This window comes from Rhizobium phaseoli, from assembly GCF_003985125.1.
Taxonomy (GTDB): domain Bacteria; phylum Pseudomonadota; class Alphaproteobacteria; order Rhizobiales; family Rhizobiaceae; genus Rhizobium; species Rhizobium phaseoli.
The window spans coordinates 60,106-79,614 of sequence record NZ_ML133566.1 but is presented as its reverse complement, the minus strand read 5'-3'; the positions used below and the strand labels follow the sequence as shown (position 1 = coordinate 79,614).

At 60.3% G+C, this 19,509-nt stretch carries 19 protein-coding genes; 11 read left to right on the top strand and 8 right to left on the bottom strand.

Annotated features, from left to right (window positions below):
- From potE to EFD56_RS03465, 5 genes are all read left to right on the top strand, one after another.
- Positions 1–1,356 (top strand): putrescine-ornithine antiporter, encoded by a 1,356-nt coding sequence (potE, locus tag EFD56_RS03485; protein WP_126904667.1) that lies wholly within the window; start codon positions 1–3, stop codon positions 1,354–1,356.
- Positions 1,357–1,373: 17 nt separating this feature from the next.
- A complete protein-coding gene (locus tag EFD56_RS03480; RefSeq protein ID WP_126904666.1) occupies positions 1,374–2,297 on the top strand; it encodes an amino acid ABC transporter substrate-binding protein in 924 nt (307 codons plus the stop codon).
- Positions 2,298–2,431: 134 nt separating this feature from the next.
- Positions 2,432–3,526: a calcium/proton exchanger gene (gene cax, locus EFD56_RS03475; RefSeq protein WP_126904665.1), complete on the top strand. Its 1,095-nt coding sequence runs from the start codon at positions 2,432–2,434 to the stop codon at positions 3,524–3,526.
- A 53-nt stretch (positions 3,527–3,579) separates the two neighbouring features.
- Positions 3,580–3,891 (top strand): potassium channel family protein, encoded by a 312-nt coding sequence (locus EFD56_RS03470; RefSeq protein ID WP_010021693.1) that lies wholly within the window; start codon positions 3,580–3,582, stop codon positions 3,889–3,891.
- A 136-nt stretch (positions 3,892–4,027) separates the two neighbouring features.
- On the top strand, positions 4,028–4,264 hold the full coding sequence (locus EFD56_RS03465) for a hypothetical protein (protein WP_126904664.1): 237 nt from the start codon (positions 4,028–4,030) through the stop codon (positions 4,262–4,264).
- 52 nt (positions 4,265–4,316) lie between these two features.
- On the opposite strand, the gene EFD56_RS03460 is transcribed toward EFD56_RS03465, so the two are convergent.
- The 5 genes from EFD56_RS03460 to EFD56_RS03440 all read right to left on the bottom strand — a co-directional run bounded on the left by EFD56_RS03460 (position 4,317) and on the right by EFD56_RS03440 (position 9,662).
- Entirely contained in the window at positions 4,317–5,471 is a 1,155-nt protein-coding gene (locus EFD56_RS03460) for an AI-2E family transporter (RefSeq protein WP_126904663.1), read from the bottom strand.
- A 22-nt stretch (positions 5,472–5,493) separates the two neighbouring features.
- Positions 5,494–6,339 carry a polyphosphate kinase 2 gene (gene ppk2 / locus EFD56_RS03455; RefSeq protein WP_004677082.1) on the bottom strand — a complete coding sequence of 282 codons (846 nt, stop codon included), beginning with the start codon at positions 6,337–6,339 and terminating at the stop codon, positions 5,494–5,496.
- A 19-nt stretch (positions 6,340–6,358) separates the two neighbouring features.
- Positions 6,359–8,059, bottom strand: coding sequence for a SulP family inorganic anion transporter (locus EFD56_RS03450; RefSeq protein ID WP_245440566.1), 1,701 nt, complete (start codon positions 8,057–8,059; stop codon positions 6,359–6,361).
- Positions 8,060–8,163: 104 nt separating this feature from the next.
- Positions 8,164–9,321 carry an HlyD family secretion protein gene (locus tag EFD56_RS03445; protein ID WP_037116959.1) on the bottom strand — a complete coding sequence of 386 codons (1,158 nt, stop codon included), beginning with the start codon at positions 9,319–9,321 and terminating at the stop codon, positions 8,164–8,166.
- Positions 9,321–9,662: a DUF3302 domain-containing protein gene (locus EFD56_RS03440; protein ID WP_016735191.1), complete on the bottom strand. Its 342-nt coding sequence runs from the start codon at positions 9,660–9,662 to the stop codon at positions 9,321–9,323. The genes EFD56_RS03445 and EFD56_RS03440 overlap by 1 nt, the downstream gene beginning before the upstream one ends.
- 322 nt (positions 9,663–9,984) lie before the next feature.
- Between EFD56_RS03440 and EFD56_RS03435 the strand changes: the two genes are divergently transcribed.
- Genes EFD56_RS03435 through EFD56_RS03425 form a run of 3 tightly spaced genes read left to right on the top strand, consistent with a single transcriptional unit; the run spans position 9,985 to position 12,707 of the window.
- A complete protein-coding gene (locus EFD56_RS03435) occupies positions 9,985–10,299 on the top strand; it encodes a hypothetical protein (RefSeq protein ID WP_010014487.1) in 315 nt (104 codons plus the stop codon).
- Between the two features lie 57 nt (positions 10,300–10,356).
- Positions 10,357–11,739 carry a DUF3300 domain-containing protein gene (locus EFD56_RS03430; protein ID WP_126904661.1) on the top strand — a complete coding sequence of 461 codons (1,383 nt, stop codon included), beginning with the start codon at positions 10,357–10,359 and terminating at the stop codon, positions 11,737–11,739.
- 29 nt (positions 11,740–11,768) lie between these two features.
- Positions 11,769–12,707, top strand: a complete 939-nt coding sequence (locus tag EFD56_RS03425; RefSeq protein ID WP_126904660.1) for a DUF2950 family protein — start codon at positions 11,769–11,771, stop codon at positions 12,705–12,707.
- Between the two features lie 24 nt (positions 12,708–12,731).
- Here EFD56_RS03425 and EFD56_RS03420 read toward each other — a convergent pair whose 3' ends face one another.
- Entirely contained in the window at positions 12,732–13,238 is a 507-nt protein-coding gene (locus EFD56_RS03420) for a CYTH domain-containing protein (RefSeq protein ID WP_029531694.1), read from the bottom strand.
- A 144-nt stretch (positions 13,239–13,382) separates the two neighbouring features.
- On the bottom strand, positions 13,383–13,847 hold the full coding sequence (locus tag EFD56_RS03415; RefSeq protein WP_029531695.1) for a hypothetical protein: 465 nt from the start codon (positions 13,845–13,847) through the stop codon (positions 13,383–13,385).
- 261 nt (positions 13,848–14,108) lie between these two features.
- Between EFD56_RS03415 and EFD56_RS03410 the strand changes: the two genes are divergently transcribed.
- Complete coding sequence (locus tag EFD56_RS03410) at positions 14,109–15,902, top strand: hypothetical protein (protein ID WP_126904659.1); 1,794 nt, start codon at positions 14,109–14,111, stop codon at positions 15,900–15,902.
- Positions 15,903–15,947: 45 nt separating this feature from the next.
- On the opposite strand, the gene EFD56_RS03405 is transcribed toward EFD56_RS03410, so the two are convergent.
- Positions 15,948–16,241 (bottom strand): GIY-YIG nuclease family protein, encoded by a 294-nt coding sequence (locus EFD56_RS03405; protein WP_126904658.1) that lies wholly within the window; start codon positions 16,239–16,241, stop codon positions 15,948–15,950.
- Between the two features lie 296 nt (positions 16,242–16,537).
- On the opposite strand from EFD56_RS03405, the gene EFD56_RS03400 reads away from it, so the two are divergent.
- The gene (locus tag EFD56_RS03400) at positions 16,538–17,893 is read left to right on the top strand and encodes a site-specific integrase (RefSeq protein WP_126904657.1); all 1,356 of its coding nucleotides are present in this window, start codon (positions 16,538–16,540) and stop codon (positions 17,891–17,893) included.
- Positions 17,894–17,993: 100 nt separating this feature from the next.
- Complete coding sequence (locus EFD56_RS03395) at positions 17,994–19,448, top strand: hypothetical protein (protein WP_126904656.1); 1,455 nt, start codon at positions 17,994–17,996, stop codon at positions 19,446–19,448.
- Positions 19,449–19,509 lie beyond the last annotated feature (61 nt).

Genomic DNA, 19,509 nt, shown 5'->3' with positions numbered 1-19,509 from the left:
ATGACCGACAACACAATGCATCTCGCGGCCGAGGCCACGACCAAGAAAAAAATGAACCTGGTGCAGCTCACCTTCATCGTTGCCGTCAACATGATGGGATCGGGCATCATCATGCTGCCCGCCAACATGGCCCAGGTCGGTGCGATCTCGCTGCTTTCCTGGCTCGTGACGGCCATCGGTTCCATGGCGATCGCCTATGGCTTCGCCCAGGCCGGGCTGTTCAACCAGCGTCCAGGCGGCATGTCCGCCTATGCGGAGGATGCCTACGGCAAAGACGGCTACTTCATCGTGTTCTTCCTGTATTTCCTTTCGCTTGCCGTCGGCAATGTCGCGATCGGCATCTCCGCCGTCGGCTATCTTGCCGGATTTTTTCCGGTGCTGACGTCCACGCCGATCATGACCTGCGTGGCGCTGATCATCCTCCTGTGGCTGACCACGGCCGCCAATTTCGGCGGTCCGCGCATTACCGGACGCATCGGTTCGGTTACGGTCTGGGGCGTCATCCTTCCGGTCGGGCTGCTGTCGATCATCGGCTGGCTCTGGTTCAGCTCAAGCACGTTCGGCGCTGCCTGGAATCCGACAGGGCTGACGCTGGCCCAGGGCATGGGGTCGAGCATCTCGCTGACGCTCTGGGCCTTCCTCGGCATGGAGTCGGCCGCACAGAATTCCGACGCAGTCGAAAATCCGAAACGTGACGTGCCCCTCGCCTGCATGTTCGGCACGCTGGGCGCCGCCGTCATCTACATCCTGTCGACGACGGTCATTCAGGGCATCGTACCGAATGCCGATCTCGCCACCTCCACCGGGCCGTTCGCACTGGCCTATGCCACGATGTTCAATCCGACCATCGGTTCGATCGTCATGGCGCTGGCGGTGCTTGCCTGCCTCGGCTCGCTGCTGGGCTGGCAGTTCACGATCGCCCAGACGGCGAAGACTGCAGCGGAAGAGAAGATGTTTCCGTCGATATTTTCCCGGGTCAACGAAATGGGAGCGCCGGTCAGCGGCATGATCATCCTCGGCATCGTGCAGACCGGGCTTGCGCTGATGACCATATCGCCAACCTTGAGCGAGCAGTTTTCCGCTCTCGTCAATCTCGCCGTGGTGACGAACGTGTTGCCCTATATCATCGCGCTCTCTTCGCTGTTCGTGATGATGAAGGCTGCCCGCGTACCTCAGGCGAAATACCGGCTGAACGCCATCATAGCCATGGTCGGCATGGCCTACAGCGTTTTCGCCATCTATGCCTCCGGCAAGGATGCGGTGCTTGGCGGCATGATCGTCACAGGGATCGGTTTCATCATTTACGGGCTCATCGCCCCGCGATTCGCCAGCGTGAACCGGGCGCCGGCCGAGTAACACAGGGAGGACCAGATATGTCAGAGAGAAATGGTCGCTGGGCGGCTATCGCCGCCTCTGTCCTCGCCGCAGCGGCCGTCTACGCCGTCGCGCTGCCCGCGCAGGCGCAGACGCTGGACCGCGTCAGGACGAACAGCGCGCTGAAACTCGGCTACGACCCGGACGCAAGACCGTTTTCGTTCGATGCCCAGGGCAAGCCCGACGGCTATGCCGTCGCGCTCTGCAACAGGATCGCCGACAGCCTGAGGGCGCAGCTGAACCTGTCGAAGCTCGATGTGGAATGGGTTCCCCTTTCGGGTGACGCCAAGCTGCGGGCCATACAGGACGGCACGGCGGACCTTGTCTGCGCCGCGGAGCCGGTCACGCTCGGCCGCCGGCAGCAGGTCTCGTTCTCGCTGCCGATCTTCCCGAGCGGCACCGGAGCGCTGCTCAATGCCAGCGCGCCCTTGGCATTGCGCGAAGTTCTGCAATATGGCGAACCATCGAGCCGGCCCGTCTGGCGCGGTGCGCCGGCCCGCACGATCCTCGAACACAAGACCTTCTCCTCGATAGCCGGCACGACGAGCGAAGAGTGGCTGTCCGGCAGGATCAAGACCTTCCAGCTCGCGGCGACGGCAGCGCCCGTCACCGACTATCAACAGGGGATCGAGCGTGTCCTGGACGGCAGCTCGGCTGTGCTGTTTGGCGACATGCCGCGTCTGATGGACGCCGCCGCCCGCAGCGACAGTTCCGGTAATCTCATCGTGCTCGAGCGCCATTTCACCTACGAACCGCTCGGCCTCGAGCTGACGCGCGGCGACGAAGATTTTCGCCTGGCGGTCGATCGCGCATTGAGCCAAGCCTACGCGGCGGAGAATTTCCGGGCATTCTTTACAACATGGTTCGGCCCGCCGGACGACGCAGTCGTAACCTTCTTCCGGCAGACGGCTCTTCCGGAGTGAGGCGGCGCGCAGCATAAGGAATGCGAGGAACCGGGGACCATGGGGCGCCCGTCAGAAGCGCGACGGAGCATCGCCCGCCGGCATTGCGATGACGGGCAGAGGTTTGCTCCATCCGGTGATTACAGGAGTGACGGTTGAGCCACCTTTTCAAAGAAATTCGCAACAGCCCGATACTCTGGCTGCTCGCTGCCGTGCCGGTGGTATTCGTGGCTGCGGCGCTCTTCCCAGAAGCCCATACGGCGCTTTTCGTCCTGTCGGTGCTCGCTATCGTGCCGTTGGCCGCTTTGCTTAGTCATGCGACCGAATCCGTTGCCGCCAAGACGGGTGACGCCGCGGGCGGGCTGCTGAATGCGACCCTTGGCAACCTGACCGAACTGGTCATTGCGCTGGCTGCCCTGCAGGCCGGCGAATATACGCTGGTCAAGGCATCCATCGCCGGAGCGATCGTCACCAACACGCTGTTTATGCTGGGCGCTTCGTTTCTGCTCGGCGGCCTGAAATATCACATTCAGGAATTCAACCGGGCGAGCGCCCGTCTTCAAGCGGGCCTGCTTTTCCTCGCCACAATCGCGCTGCTGATGCCTTCGGCGCTTGGCGAGTTGGACGCGGCGTCCATCGCACCGGTCACCCACACGCTCAGCCTCAGCCTGGCCGTTCTGCTGATCATCGGATACGGGCTTGGGCTGTTTTTCACGCTGGGGACGCACCGGGAATTTTTCTCTTCGGCGGAACACGCCGAGGCCGGCGAAGCGCCGTGGCCAATTGGCCTCGCCCTCGGTACACTCGCCGGCGTCACGGTGCTCGTGGCGTTCGTCAGCGAGATTTTCGTCGAATCCGTGCAGGAAGCGGCCGTCGCTTTCGGCATGACCCCTGCCTTTGTCGGTTTTATCGTCGTCGCATTGGTCGGCGCCGCCGCCGAAATGGCCTCGGCTTTTTCCGGGGCGCGCAAGAACCGGCTCGATCTGAGCGTCGGCATCGCACTCGGCAGCGCGTCGCAGATCGCCTTGTTCGTCGCGCCGGTTCTCGTCTTGATGAGTTATGTCATCGGTCCGTCGCCGATGGATCTGCAATTCTGGCCGGGTGCGGTGACGATGATGTTTCTTGCCACCGTCACTGCGATGTTCGTCACCAACAGCGGACGATCGGCATGGTTTGTCGGCGTCCTCGTGCTGATGGTCTATATGATTTTCGCCATAACGCTCTACGTCTTGCCGCCGGCCGTGCGATGAGGTTCCGCGTTTCCAAACAGCAGCGACCAGACGGCGGACCGTACACCCGGCAGATGAGACGGCTGTTCTTCATCGCGCTCGCTAGGCAGCTTCGTGTGATCTGGCCGATCCTTTCCGGCATCGTGTCGATCATGGTGGCATCCGGCCTTGCAATTTGGCGCATCGAGGATTGGCGTATCGATGAAGCGCTTTATTTTACCTTCGTGACAGGCCTTACCATCGGTTACGGCGACTTCACGCCCAAACATGTTTCGGCGCGAATTTTGGCTTTGATTATCGGTTTTGCCGGGATCGTCCTGACCGGGGTCATTGCAGCCATCACCGTAAAAGCCCTGAATGCAACGGACCGAGATGGCAACAGCTAGACTAGACCCGTTACGTGGCAGACTTCGTGTGCCTTCGGTCTCCAATCCATAAATTTATTCGGGATCTCCGGGAACGATCCGACAGCTTCGTGACTTCGTATCCATTGCACGTGTGCCTTGAATGCGGAACTGATCCATGAGCCAAGAGCGCGGCCGCAGAAAACTGATGTTGCGACTTCCCGATATCCGGCATCTGCTGGCGAGTATAACCAGTGAGGCACTCCAGGAGATGTTCGAGTCCTACGATCTCGCTGTCGATGCGCTGGAGCGGTTTCGAAACAAGAGCCCGAGGGAAGAGGGACTGATCAGCGAATACGAACAGCTCTGCCGCGAAATCGAGCAGGAGGTTGTCGTCTACTGCAAGAACAGGTGAGCGCCGCCAGCAACCTGTCCGCGGAGGGATCTCGCCGACCTCGACCAGACGGTTATCGTGTCTGTTCGACGCGTTCGGGTTGAGCATCGAAACTCGCGGGGCGGCTATTTTCCGGTGCGGTCGAGACCGAAGGCCAGGCCCAGGCTCTCAGCAACTCATAGAAGACGCTGAGAACGACCGGCCCGAGAAACAGGCCCAACAGACCCTGCGACAGGGTGCCGCCGATCACGCCGATCAGGATCACCGGCATTGGCGTGGAGAGGCCGCGCGCCATCAGGATCGGTTTCAGTATGTTGTCGATGATCATGATGGGGATCGCCACGACGGTGAAAACCAATGCAATCGGCGTGGGCCAGGAGAACCACGCCCAAAGAATGACGGGCAAGAGGACAAGCGCCGGCCCAAGCTGCATCAGGCACAGGACAAACACGATAAAGGTCAAAGGTCCGCTGGCCGGAATATCAAAAAGGGCAAAACACAATCCGCACAACAGCGCCTGCAGGAAGGCCACGCCTATGACGCCGCGCGATACGTTTCGCACCGTGGTTCCCGCCAGTCGGGCGAAGCCGACACCCTTCTCGCCAGCGATCCGGCTTGCCAGTATCTGTATCGCTGCGGCCAAGCGTGCCGAGCGGGTGAGAAATATGCCCGAAAGCACGATCGAAACGACAAAACTCAAGATACCGCCGCCGATCGAGGCAAGTTTGGCGACGATAACGGCCGTCACTTCACGAATGGGCGCCTGAAACTTGATGATGGTGGCGGCCAGATCGGTTGCGATCTGATTCCATGCGCCGTGGATCCGCTCGCCGACGACAGGCCACTCCCGGATAGCGGCCGGCGCTGCGGGCAGCGTGAAATTCCCCTCTCGCAACTTGCCGATCAGCGCCTGAGCGGCGTCGGCAAAATTGACCGCGACAAGGGCCAGCGGCGCAATGATCAGGACGAGAGAAAAGACGACGATGACGACGGCTGCGATGACGGGCCTGTTGCCGATCAATCTGGAAAGCGCCTCGAATATCGGGAAAAGCGCGACCGCCAGAATGGCGGACCAGATGACGATCAGTGCAAAGGGAGCAATGAGGACCAGGGTCCAATAGGCGAAAAGCCCGATGATGCCCAAACGGACAAGATCGCTTATTCTCGCCTCTATCGAAATCTGCCCTGGTCCGGCTCCCTGCGCCGCCGTATCACCCGTGCTGTCCATCGTGGCATCCCGTCCGCCCGCATTATGACGCGGCGTTCGGCACGACATGGCGGATGCTGCGGTCCTCCACGAAATCCGCCGGCCGTTTCTGACGTTTTCCGAGATCGGGCGCGTCGAACTTCACACGTTCGTAGGGGATGGATTGCAGGATGTGCGAGATGCAGTTGACCCGGGCACGCTTCTTGTCATCCGAGGGCACGATCCACCATGGCGCATGGTTGCTGTCGGTCATGCGCAGCATCTCGTCATAGGCCCGCGTGTAGTCCCACCAGCGCTGATAGGACTCGACGTCCATGGGACTGAGCTTCCACTGTCGCACCGGATCATCGATCCGGCGCCTGAAGCGGCGCTCCTGCTCTTCCTCGCTGACGGTCAGGAAGTATTTCAGCAGAATGACCCCGCTTTCGACGATCGCGGCCTCGAAGCGGGGCGCCAGTTCAAGAAAGCGCAGCGCTTTCTTTTCGCTGGTGAACCCCATGACACGATCGACGCCGGCGCGGTTGTACCAGCTGCGGTCGAATATGACGATTTCGCCGGCCGCAGGCAGATGCGCGATATAGCGCTGCATATAGATCTGGGATTTTTCGCGGTCGGTCGGCGCAGGCAACGCCACGACACGAAAGACCCGCGGGCTGACCTTTTCTGTAATACGCTTGATCATCCCGCCTTTGCCGGCGGCGTCGCGCCCCTCGAAGATGATGACCACCCTCGCGCCGGCTTTCTTGATCCAGGCTTGCAAATGGGCCAATTCCACCTGCAGCCGTCCGATCTCCTTGTCGTAATCCCATGATTTCTTTTTTTTCTTATTGTCCTTTACGACGCGGCCTGCCCCTCCATCCGTCTGTGCGGGTTCGTAATTCTCGTCCATTTTTCTCCCTCCCTTGCGGCTAAGATGATTTGCCGGCCGACATAGCGGCGTCGGTCTCGCCGACAGTTCCGATCAGCGCTCTCAGCGCTTCCTCTCGACCGTTGAAAAGATTTTGGACGCCGATCGCTTTGATGACGCCTGCGCGGTCGAGGATGCCGCGGCTCTCTTCACTCAGGTCGGCCATTGCAAAGACGATATTGCGCTTTGCCAGGACCTCGGCCACCGCGTCGAGCGCAGCTGCGCCGGTGCTGTCGATATGTGTGACGGCGCTGGCATCGAGCACGAGGCATCTGGTTTCGGCAGGAAGTGCCTTCGCGACCGAGGTCAGCCGCATGCGGACATAATCGGCGTTGTAAAATAGAATGCTGTCCTGGATAGCGAAGACGGCTGCGCCCTCGACAGGGCGAGCTTCCGGAAAGCGTGCGAGATCGAAAAAGCCGTGCCGTCCTTCGATACGGCCAAGCAGGCCGTCGCGGGGAAACATCGTCTGACGCAGGAGATAGACGAGTGTGGCCGCAACGGCGACAATGACGCCGTTGAGAACACCGAAGCTGATGGCGCCCCACATGGCGATCAGCGCAAAGATGAATTCCATGCGGCTGATGCGCCAGATCTTCTTCAATTCATGAATATCGATGAGGCTGATCGCCGCCGTTGCAAGAATTGCGGCGAGCGCGGGAATGGGAAGGATCCGCAGCGCGCTGTGAAGGAAGACGAGCGCGGCAATGAGGGTCGCAGCCGATACCAGTCCGGCGAGTTGAGAGACGCCGCCGGTCGACAGGTTTATCGCGGTTCGCGAATCCGAGACGCTGACCGGAAACGAGCCGAACAGGCCGGGCGCCAGGTTGGCGGCGCCAAGTCCGATCAACTCCTGATTGGCGTCGACCTCCTCGCCGGTTCGCGACCCGAAGCTCCTTGCCGCGACGATGCCGGCGCCGAAGCTCACCAGGAAGATCGCGGCCGAACCGAGCACGATCTTGTCGAGAGGCATCTGTTGCAATGCAGGCAGGGACAGGCTCGGCAGTCCGCTCGGGATATCGCCGACAACTGCGATGCCGCGGCCTTGGAAATCGAAGATCGCCGAAAGGACGACCGAGAGGACGACCACCAGAACGGGGCCTGGCACTTTGAACCGGAAGGCGCGGACGATCCACAGCAAGGCGAACATGGCGAGGCCGAGGAGGAGCGAAGGCCAGTGGATCAGGCTGCTCTTGGCGAGCATTTCGACCAGCGGCGGGATCAATCCGTCCGACTGGATCTTCACCCCTGTGAAGCGGCCGATCTGTCCGACAAGGATCGAGAGCGACACGCCGGCGAAGAATCCCACCAGAATGGGGCGGGAGAGAAAGCTTGCGAGAACGCCAAGCCTCAGCAATTTCGCCGCGATGCAGCAGACGCCGACGCCAAGCGCAAGGGCCGAGGCGATGGCGACCCTGTCGACACCTGCGGTGGCAGGCTCGGCGGCGATGATGGCGCCCATGGCGGCCGCCAGCACCGTCATGGTCGCGGCATCCGGCCCGACGACCAAAATCCGGGATGGACCAAAGATCGCATAGGCGATCGGCGCGACGATGCTGGCATAAATCCCCGTCTCCGGCGGCAGGCCGGCGATAGCGGGATAAGCGATGGCGCTCGGCAAGCCGACCGCGGCGATCGACAGCCCGGCCGGAATGTCACTGCGGAGCCAGTCTCTGTTGAAGCCGGCCAAGCCCCGCAACATCGGAAGACTTCCTATCACCGCGGGCTCCTTATCCTTTGCCGCCGGCCCTGCCCTCCCGTCCTCGGAACACATCGGTGATGGCTCAGGCGGCAGCGGCATCCGCTTTAGTGTTCGAGGAACACGTAGTTCATCCAGCTGCTCATGCGCAGCAGCACCTTGCGCAGAACGGCGACGTGGTGCCAATGATGGGTGTAGACCGCGACATCCGCGACCACGCCGCCCGGCAGCTGATAGTCCTCGGTGCTTTCCAGCAGCTCGATCCGCGCCAGCGTCTGTCCGGGCGAGACGCGCTCGGGCGATTGCGGGTCGATCAGCGCGCCGCTCGGCTGCAGTTGGCCCTGGGCCATCACATCGATCACCTCTCCCACCCGTGCCTTGAATATTTTGCCGGGCACGGCCTTGAAGGAGACCTCCGCCTCATCGCCGACACGGACGCGCTGCAGCGAATTCTGGATGAAGGCTGCCGCCAGCATGCGGTCCTGGCTGTCGATGAAGACCATGACCGGCCGCAGCGGCAGAGGATTGGCCATCATTCCGGGGCGGAGGAACACCTGGGTGACATAGCCGTCGCTCGGCGCCCGCACGACGGTCTGATCCAGCTCGTACTCGGCATTGTTCAATTCCGCCTGCAGCCTTGCAACCGTCGGGTTCGTTCCGTTGATCTCGGACTCATAGGCGAGTTTTGCCTGCACCGCTTGCGCGCGGGCCGTGTCGACCGTCGCCTCCGACGTCAGGTAGATGCCGCGCCGGTTTTCGACCTCAAGTTCGGAAAAGACCGCACCCCTGCCGCTTGACTTTGCATTCTCGTTCGACTGCTGGAATTTTTCGAAGGCCTGCAAGGACCTGTCCCTGGAGGCTTCGGCGCCGGTGACCGCCGCATTGGCAGCGTCCATGGCCGCTTTCAACTGCAGGACCGACTGCTCGGCTTCGGCGAGCGCGGCCTTCTTCTGATCGACCGAAAACTGATAGGGACGGGGATCGATGCGAAAAAGGATGTCGCCCTTCTTCAAGGGCGCATTCGGCGTCACCGGCACCTCGACGACCTGGCCTCCGACGACCGGAATGACGGGCGCCGAGGTGAAATAGATGCGCCCGTCGCCCGAATAGGGATGATTGTAGCTCATCAGCAGCAGCAACGCGGAGATCAGAAATATCCCGCCGAGGACGGCCGTCGCCAGCGTCCACTGGTTCACCGGGATCCTGAATATCTTGAAGATCGTCCAGCAGATCGCGGCATAGGTCAGAATCAGGAGCAGATCCATCAGGCGGTTTCCTTCTCCGGCGTCTGCGCCTCGAGCTCGGCGATCCGGGCATGCAGACGCGCAATTTCAGCATTCGCTTCGACTTCCGCCGACAGCTTTCCATCCTGCCGGATGCCCCAGCCGCGGTCTTCGCGGTAAAGCGTTGCCCAGATGAACAGGAACGGCCAGATCGCATGAAGCGTGAAGAGGCTGACCCAACCGGCAACATGGATGGCATCCTGATGAGGATGGTTGCGCGCCTTGGCCATCAGATGCGGAATGTCGTGAATGGCAATCACCGCATAGAAAAGCGTGACTACGACGAAGACCAATACGCCCAAGGCAAAATAGTCGAGAAACACGACCCCTCCCTTCCGGCTTGGGCCTGACCCGAGCCGTTGATCGCAAGCGAAGATGGAATAATAGGCCCGTTTCGGCCCAAAGGCCCGTAGCATCGCGTAAGCTCTATCGAGGCGTTGGCAAGGCGATCCGCCTGACGAGATCGCCCGCGGCAAAGGCAAAGGCGCGGGATCGGCAGGCGCATCCAATCGCACGTCTCTGTGCCGCATGCGAAGAGCCGTTTGGGAGCCGGATAACGTAGGATCGCGTATTTTACGTCTGCAGACGGCTCGGCTGTTATATAGTTTTTGCATCTGCTGAGCGCAGTTCGGCGGGGGGGCGAAGATGGCGTCGGGAGAAAGTGGTTCGACAGATTCGTCCGCCCTTGAAGCGGCAGCGGCTTATTTCCCCGACCAGGCGAAGCTGGTGCAGCGGCTTTTCGACGCCAACGAGGCCTTTCAAAGCATGTGCGAGGATCTCGCTGCCGCGGCGCAGGCATTGGCGCATGTCGAACAGCTGCCCGACGGGGTCAAGGAACTGCGGCGGCTGGAATATGCAGGCCTGGTCGATGCCCTTTTGAAAGAGATGCGGGAGGCGATGTCGCAATCAAAAGTTGTGATGCTCCGGAAACCGCCCGTCGCCGGCCCGAAATCTCCGTGAACGTGTCCGTCATCCAACTGATTCAAGGCCAACTGATTCAAGGGAGGTGCATGTGCGATGAAAGCAATTACCCGCAAACTGCTTGGTGGATTGTCGGCTCTGGCGCTCATTGCGCTGCAGCCGGCCTTGCCCGCGCGAGCACAGGCTGCCGCGCCGGCCGCCGCCCCTGCCCCGGCAGCCGCCGAGCAGCCGGCCTCTTCCCTCCTCTCCGAAGACGAGCTTGAAGTGCTGGTCGCGCGGATCGCGCTCTATCCCGACGAACTGGTCGCGGCGATTTCGGCCGCCTCGCTCTTTCCCCTGCAGATCATCGAAGCGCAGCGTTTTCTCGAAGCGAAAAAGAAGAATGCCGACCTCAAGCCCAAGAGCGATTGGGACGGCAGCGTCGTTTCGCTGCTCAACTACCCCGACATTGTCAAGATGATGAGCGAGGATCTCGATTGGACCCAATCGCTCGCCGATGCGCTCGCCAATCAACAGAAGGACGTGCTGATCGCCATCCAGCAGCTGCGCGACGAGGCGGTGGCAAAGAACATCATCAAGACCGATGACAAGGTGACGGTTGTCACCGAAAACGACAACATCATCATCCGGCCGACCGACCCCGAGAAGATCTATATCCCGCAATATCCGCCGGAAATGCTCTATGAGCCGAACTATGCCGCTGAACCGATCTCCTATTATCCGGATTATTACGACAACTATTACTATCCGGGCGCGGGGTTCTTTGCCGCTGCGGTCACCGGGCTCACCTGGGCGGCCATCGTCAACTGGGACGACTGGGGTGTATGGGGCGGTCGCTGGGACGGCGATATCGACATCGATTGCAACAATTGCCTGAACAATCGCAACTTCAACGGAAAAATGAAGTGGAATGACGTCGACTGGGCGAATGTCGACCGCAGCAAGCTGAGCATCGGCAAGGATCAGCTTGCCAATCTGGACCGGTCGGCGATCAAGTCAGGACTTCAGGCCGACAATCGCAACCAGCTGCGCAACAAGGCTGCGGACAGGCAGACCGGCCAGAGGCCGGGCGATCGCGGAACGGCCGCACGCGCAGACGATATCCGGAAAAGCACGGCGCAAGGGCTGAAGGCCAAACCGCAGGCGGACAGGCCGACGGCCGCCAATCGTCAGAATGCCTCCCGGCCGGAGGCCCGCCCTAAACAATCGGCCAACCGCCCCTCGGCGAAAACCGCGCAGAAATCCGTCAAGAAACCCAGCAAGCCTCAAATGGCGGCTAGGCCGGACAATCGCGGACGCCAGTCGAGTGCACTCGGCAATGTCCAGCCCGGCCGCCAACAGGCCGTCGCCTCGAAACGAGGTGCGCAAAGCATGGGCGCTCACCGCCCGGCCGCCCGTCCCGTTCATCACTCGCGCCCGATGCCCTCTCGCGGCGGTGGCGGCCGCGGTGGCGGTGGTGGCGGCAGAGGACGGCGATGACACCCTTTCCGAGCCCATGGAGTTACATCATGAGACGCCAATCGATTGTAATCCCGCTTATGCTTATGACTGCGCTCTGCGGAATGCCGGCGACACCGGCGCTTTCGCAGGGTCAAACGGATCTTGCCGAATACAAGGCGGCAAAACCGTCTCCGAAATTCGACAGCCCGGCACTTGCACTCGACCGGCTGAAATCGGTGCTCGCTTCCAACAATATCGGCGATCTTGCTGATCTGCTCGGTCTGAACGCAGAGAGGCTGCGCGCCAACAACGAGGCGATGATCGCTTATGGGTTGATCCGGGAAGGCGCCGAACGACAGGTGATCCTCAAAGACGCCGAAGGTGCGAAAATCGTTGCGATCGGCGATCGGCTCTGGCCGCTGCCGTTCCCGTTGACGGAGGATAAAGAAGGAAAATGGTCCTTCGACACGCAGCGCGGCTTCGAGGAGATCGTCAACCGGCGCATCGGCGAGAACGAACTGGCGACGATCGACACGATGCATGAATATGTGGCGGCGCAGTATCAATATGCATCCGACGACCGCGACGGCGACGGCATTTACGAGTTCGCCAAAAAACTGATCAGCAGTCCGGGCAAGCTGGACGGTCTCTACTGGGATCCGAACGTCTACCCGGAAGAAAGCCCGGCCAGCGCGCTGGTCGAAACGGCCGCCTTCGGCGCCGCCAAACGCGGCGAGGGTTATTTCGGATACCGCTATCGCATCCTGACCGCTCAGGGCGACAACGTGCTGGGCGGCAAGCAAAGCTACGTCATCAATGGTTATATGACCGGCGGCTTCGCACTGATCGCCTGGCCGGTCAAATATCGGGTGACCGGCGTGCAGACATTTATCGTCAACGGGAGGAGCGCCATCTATCAACGTGATCTCGGGCCGGAGACGGAACAGCGCGCCGCCGCGATCAAGGAATTCAATCCGGATACTAACTGGACCGTTGTCAGCGAATAGGATCCGGCAGCGCCCCGCGCCCTTTCAGAGGCGCAGGGCGCCGTCTTCAGCCGCCCATTCACGCAGCGATGGCTTGTGCGGGGCAGCCGCCATGGCGCGATTGGAGTAGCGTTTGTTGCCCGTGACCTCTCGCCCAAGCCATTGCGGCAGGGTCGGCAGATCGTCTTCGCTGGCCATTTCGATCTCGGCAAGCGTCAATCCCTCATAGGCGCCGGCAAAGACGTCCACATCCCAGATTCTACCCTCGTGGAGAACCCGGTAGCGCGTCTTTTCAATGACGCGGCCGCTCGCATGGAGCAGCAGCTCCCGTGCCTCCTCGACCGGAATCTCATATTCAAATTCGTCCTTGGCGAGCTTCGATGTACGGAATTTGATCGTCAGGCAGGCCGAGCGACCGTCAATCACGCGGATGCGTACCGCATTCTCGTCGCGAGACAGGTAAGCCTGCTGCAGGACATGCGAAATGCCGGCGCAACGGCGCCAGCCATCGTTCCGCACGAGGAACTTGCGTTCGATCTCGGTCGCTTTCAAATCGATCGCTCCATCCAGCGCCGCCCGTCCGTAAAGACGTGCAGAGGACGCTGCAACACTTTGAATGTCTCTTCGTTCACTGCAGGTCGTTATCCCCGAGCCGCTGTCGGCTGCCGGGCGACGTGCATGCGCTGCTCCTGCCGGTCACTCGACAGGCGGCTCCCAGGTAAGGAAGAAGCCGACGTCTCCGGGCATGCCGTCCGGGAAGTTGATGATCATGGCCTTCAGGCCATATCCCTGCGGGCGGGCGACCTCTTCGAAAAGTTCGAGTAGTTCCTTTGCCTTTCCCTGCAGGGTGTTCTGCCATCCCGACAGGTTGTTGTTGATGGCCCGGCCGCTGTCGGTGCAGAAGCTCGATGGAAAGCTGTAGATCAGCGCCTCGTATTTGCCGTCCGCCGCCGCTTTCATGACCAGCCGCTTGATGACGGCGCGCTCCGTTTCACCGATCTGCTTGCGAAAAAAATCCTCGACGAATTCCGCGTGTTTCTTTGCTTCGCGCGCCTTTATCTTTTCGCTGCGCTCCATCTCGAGAAGCTGAAGCTCCAGAGCACGTTTGCGCAGATCCTCTGCGCTTGTCATGGGATGGGACGTAGAGGTCTCAGATGTCATCGCAGCCTCCTTGAGAATACCCCGCGATGATAAGGCGAGCTCGGAAATCAAGGCAGTAAAATACATGTCCGCACCGGTAGAATACGGTATCCTACGCCAGCCTTCGGCAAGGTGTGTCTTGCGCCGGCCACGGATATTCATTGCGTTCCTTCACATTGAGCGGCCTATTCGGATGGATGGCATTGCCGTCACGCCTGGCCGGGACTATTGTTTAGGGCAGCATACTGCAGGTTGTTCGCAATCGGGGATCTGGGGGAACCGATGACGAGTGCAGGCATAAACAGGGTGGTCGCCTCGCAGGAGGACGTGCAGCAGCAACTCGAGCGTATTCTTTCCAGCCGCGAGTTCCGCCTTCCCGAACGGGCGCGAAAGTTTCTTGAATTCGTCGTGACGGAAACGCTGGCAGGCCGTCGCGACTATCTGAAGGCCTTCACCATCGCGCAGGCGGTGTTTGGCAGAGACGCTAATTTCGATGCGCAACAGGATCCATGTGTCCGTATCGAAGCCGGTCGACTGAGACGGGAACTGGAACATTATTACCTGACCGCCGGTGCCGCCGACCGGATCATCATCACGATCCCCAAGGGCGGCTACGCACCCGTCTTCGACGTCATCGACACCGCCGGCCCCGCGGACATGAAGCTGCCCGAACAGCCCGATCAGCCTGGCCTGTCCGGCGACGACAGCGGAGAGATCAACACGGCTGCGGATACGATCAGCCGGGAGCAACCGGACCGGCGTCTATCGCGGCCCTTATATTGGCTCCTGGCGGCAGGCGTCGCGATCATCCTTGCCTCGGCAGCGGCGCTGCTTCAACAGCTGGAATCGCCGAAGGCGGCGCGCAAGACAGCGACGACAACCGAAAATCGCCCCACTATTCTCGTCGAGCGTTTCGAGAGCGTCTCGGACGGGGGCTTGGCATCCGATATTTCTCGGGGCATAACCGACGATATCATCGAGAAGCTGGTCCGCTTCAACGACATCGTCGTCGTCACTGCCATGCCGCGGATTAAAACCGGCCAGGTTTCGTCGGAACCGCTCTACGCCCTGCAGGGAAGCGTGAGGCTTGAAGGCAGTCAGCTGCGTTCGACGGCGAGGCTGGTGCGACGGGTCGATGCAGCAGTCATCTGGGCGAGCAATTACGATGCCGATATGAAGGTGCAAGGTATCCCGAAAACGCAGGCGAGCCTTGCCGGAGATATCGCTGCGGCGGTCGCGCGTCCTTTCGGCGTCATGTTCCAAACCGACACTGCGGCCATCGCCGGCAATGCGGATGCTTTCTCCTGCGTTCTCGCCTATTACAGCTACCGCAGCGAAATGACGGTGCAGGCGCACGAGGCGGCGAAATCCTGCCTGCAACGGGCCGTGGAAGAAGCGCCGGCCGATTCCAATGTCGCGGCCCTTCTTTCGTTGATCCATCTCGACGAGTTCCGCTTTTCATACCAGCTTCACACGAAATCGACGGCCGCGACGCTCGGCATCGCCAAGGACCTTGCTGTGCGTGCCGTGCAGCTCGATCCGAAGAATGCGCGCGCCCTTCAGGCGCTGATGCTCGCCGACTTTTTCGGTAATGATCCGGCCGAGGCCCTCAGAGCCGGCGCCGCAGCCTATGCCAGCAATCCGAACGATACCGAAGTTGCCGGCGAATACGGCCTGCGCCTGTCGATGTCGGGAGAATGGGACAAGGGCTGCACGCTGATTTCGGAAGCCGTCGGCAAGAATGCCGGCCCACGCGGATATTACCAAGTCGGAATGGCGCTCTGCGCCTTCATGCGGGGCGACACGCAGGCTGCGGAACTTTGGTCGCGCATGTCGGACCTCAATTACAATCCGATGCATCGCCTCGTACTGCTCTCCATTCTCGGGGCGCTTGGAAAACAGCAGGAGGCCAAGGAGCAGCTCGATTGGATCCGGCGCGAATCACCCGCACTGATCCCGAACATCCGACGAGAAGTCGTCAGCCGGTTGGCGCGGCCCCAGGATCAGCAGCGTTTCCTTGCGGGGATAGAGGCTGCCGGTTTGTCGGTGCAGAATGGCGACGCGCCGGGTAATTGAAGTGGTGTGCGCTGAATGCCGGCGCTAGCTTCGCGTGCACCGGTGCTATTCGAGATCGGTCTTCCCGTTGGTCAGCCGACCTGAAGCCAGATTTGGCTGGACCAGCCTCTTGCCGGCAAAAGCCCTGCCGGAATGCGATTTCAGATATCTTTCGAATTCAAGCGCCTTGTGCTTATCAGGAAAGGCGCAATACCAGAGCAAATCCCATGGTGCAAATTTGGCAGTGTGGGTGGATTTTCCGGCATTGTGCGCCGAAAGGCGCTGCTTCAGATCGGCGGTAGAGCCGGTATATTCCTGATCGGGAAAATCGACGCTGCGGAGAATATAGACGTACCACATCAGCGTTTCAGCCCGTCGTCGCCCTTCGGGCTATGCCGGGCACTGCTTCGGTCTAACGGTTTCTCGCGGCTGCGCCACGCGAAGCCCGTAAGGGCGAAGCGTGGTGGAGCTAAGCGGGATCGAACCGCTGACCTCTTGCATGCCATGCAACGGGCCGTGCTTTCCGGGAGTTTCCCCACGTTTCCCTATCTTGCTCTAAGCCCTTTCGCTTCAACAAAAATCTGGTAATGTCGTTCCGTTAGTTTCCTCTGATTTCCGTTCCCGTACTTCCCTGGTGCTTCCCGGATTTTTGCTTGATGGCCAAGAAAGCCGAATTCCCGATCAACTCATCGACCTCGGCAGAGATTACTCTCAGCCTAATCAAGCGCATTGAGCCGGGCGAAAAGGAATTCTTCGTTTCCGACACGGCCGTCACCGGGTTCGCCATCCGGGTTCGAACGACGGGAGCCATGACGTACCTTGTCATCTACCGATTCGGGTCTGGCCGGGAAGCCCCGACCAGACGCTACACTATCGGCAGCACGAAGAAGGTCACACCCGATGAAGCTCGGCGCGTTGCCAAGACCGTACTCGCCCAGGTCGTCCAGGGTGGGGATCCGGCAAAGGAGAAGAGCGCCGACCGGGCGTCGCCGACGTTCGACACTCTAAGGAATGATTACCTGCGGACCGTCGACGCGAAGCAGAAGAGCGCGACATACAAACTCTATGCCCGCTGGCTGAATATCGCTTCCGAGACACTGGGGCGGAAGAAGGCAAAGGACATCGGAACGGGCGAAATCGAAAAGCTGCACGTTTCGCTGAAGGATAAGCCCATTACGGCGAACCGGGTCCTGTCCACGATCAGCTCCATGTACACTTGGGGGATGGATACCAAAGCCATTCCCAAGATCGAAAACCCGGCAAGCGGAATCAAGAAGTACCCGGAAGACAATCGAGAACGATACCTGACCAGCGATGAGCTGGGCCGCCTCGGCGACGCCATTCGCGAGGCGGAGACTGATGGCATCCCGTGGGACCCGGATCCCGAGAAGAATGTCAAGCACGCACCGAAAGCAGAGAATCGACGGATCAAGATCGACCAGTTCTCTGCTGCTGCCATCCGCCTGTTCATCCTGACTGGCGCCCGCCGCGGTGAAATCCTGAAGCTGAAGTGGTCGAATGTCGATCTGCAGCGCGGGCTGCTATTTCTTGATGACAGCAAAACCAGGAAGAAAACCATCATCCTGAACGGACCAGCCCAGATGATTCTGACTGAGTTGCCGAACGTCGGCCCATACGTCATTCCAGGAGAGCCGAAGGTCCTCGCCGATGGCACGATCCAGCATCGTCCCCGATCGGACCTTAAACGGCCCTGGCATCACGTCCGAAAACGCGCCGGGCTCGATGCGTCAGCAGATGATCCGAAGCTCCGGGTCCGCATCCATGACCTTCGCCATACTCATGCCTCTGTCGGCGTCGAAGCGAACCTGAGCCTGCAGATCATCGGAAAGCTGCTCGGGCATACGCAGATGAAGACGACGGAGCGTTACGCGCATCTGGCAGACGATCCGAAGCGCCACGCCTCCGACCTCATCGGCTCGAAAATCGTAGACGCCATGGGCGACCGACCTCGGCGCGAGAACGTCCATCCCTTGCGGCCGGGCAAAACCTGACGCCAACATACTGCAGGGATAGGACGGCCATCCGACAAGCCGGGCAAGCACCCCCGGTTTCCCTGCAGCCCCTACTGGTGCATTTCGCAAGGTGCTGCGGATGTCGAAAGAACGAGACGCATATTGGCAAAATGAGGAATTGTGGCCGGACGACGCGTACGGTTTCGTGTTCCTCGCGAGAGCGCTGCATGCTGCGGGCGAATCACTCTACGGAGACGCTTGGACTCGCGAAGAGCCCACCACGCCCCCTCCGCTCGATCTGTGGGAAGACATCAACGGCCACAAATTCCTCAAGCCTCGAAAAAGCGTCGGAAACGCGACCGAGATGCAGGCCCTACGGCTTCTTCAAAAGTACCACCCTGACAAAGTGGAGTTGGAAGATGCACCTCTTAAGCGCTCGGATATCGTCAACAGAGTGATGACCGAAGAGTCATGGCGGGCAGCGGCAAAGGTCGTCGAAGAGGAAAACGCGCGGCGGAAAGGAGCCCTCGACAGATTGGGCGGCGCCCAGGATCTACTGAAAGTCGCCATACGAGATGGCACGCTCCGATACGTTTTGCTGCCCTTAGTCGGTGGCCGCTTTTCTGAAGCGATGCCTCCTGAATGGTGGAACAGGAAGAGCCTCGCCAGCATATTCTTCTGGTGTCAGATCAACCCGGACAATCCGTTCACCAACGGCGTCGGCGGTGAAAATTTTCAGTACGTCTTTGTCGACGAGATCGACCTCAATTCCATAACCAAATATCGGAACGAAGGGTTCGACCTACCCGATTTCACCGGCGTGCGAGATTTCGCAGACCGGCCGAAACCGCGGCCCGATCATTTCGCTGTCATGGATATGGACGACTGGTCGATAGAAATGGTTCTTGCGTGGATCCTCTGGCGGGATCCAGTTCAGGTTCTCAGATTCGATCGAGATTTCCATAAGGCCCTGACAGTGGATGAATGCATGTTCGACACTATCCCGGCTCCAACGCTTGGTGGTCTCCAGGAGTTGTTGCAGACGCAGGCGAGCGTAGATGACATAAGTTTGGACGTCGCGTTTAGAAGGCTTCGCGCTGCGCTTCGATCTGGCAACATCGTGGCAGACGCGACCCACCTTGCATCGATGGACTCGCTGTCCATCCCTGCAGAACAATGGAAGAGGCTGATTGCGGCTCCGGACGGCGATCAGAGGACGGTGCTGGCCAACGGCTTCAACGTGGCCATGTACGGCGACGTGTGGTTCGATCGTAGAAGCGTCATGAGGCTTTGGCCGGCCGATGGAGATGAAGCTCCAATAGAAACAGAAAACGCACCAATCATCCGGTCTCCGCCGATCGAAAGCGAACCTGATAGCGATGCCGCGAAGCCCCGCCGCACGAAGCAGCGACTGGTCAAGCGCGCTCTGGACCTTCTCTTCCCGGACGGCAGATACCCAGACGCTTCCGAAATGACGAATGCGGTCCTTATCGAGAAGGTGGGAAAGGTTATGATGGAGCAGAAGGAAAAGAATTCGTCGCTGGAAGGGCCGCCGAGTAATGACACCATTCTCAGGGCAGCCGGTCGCAAATAGGGCAGATTAGGCAAATCCGGCAGAAACAGCATTGCCTAAGTTGCTGAATGACCAGCTCAAT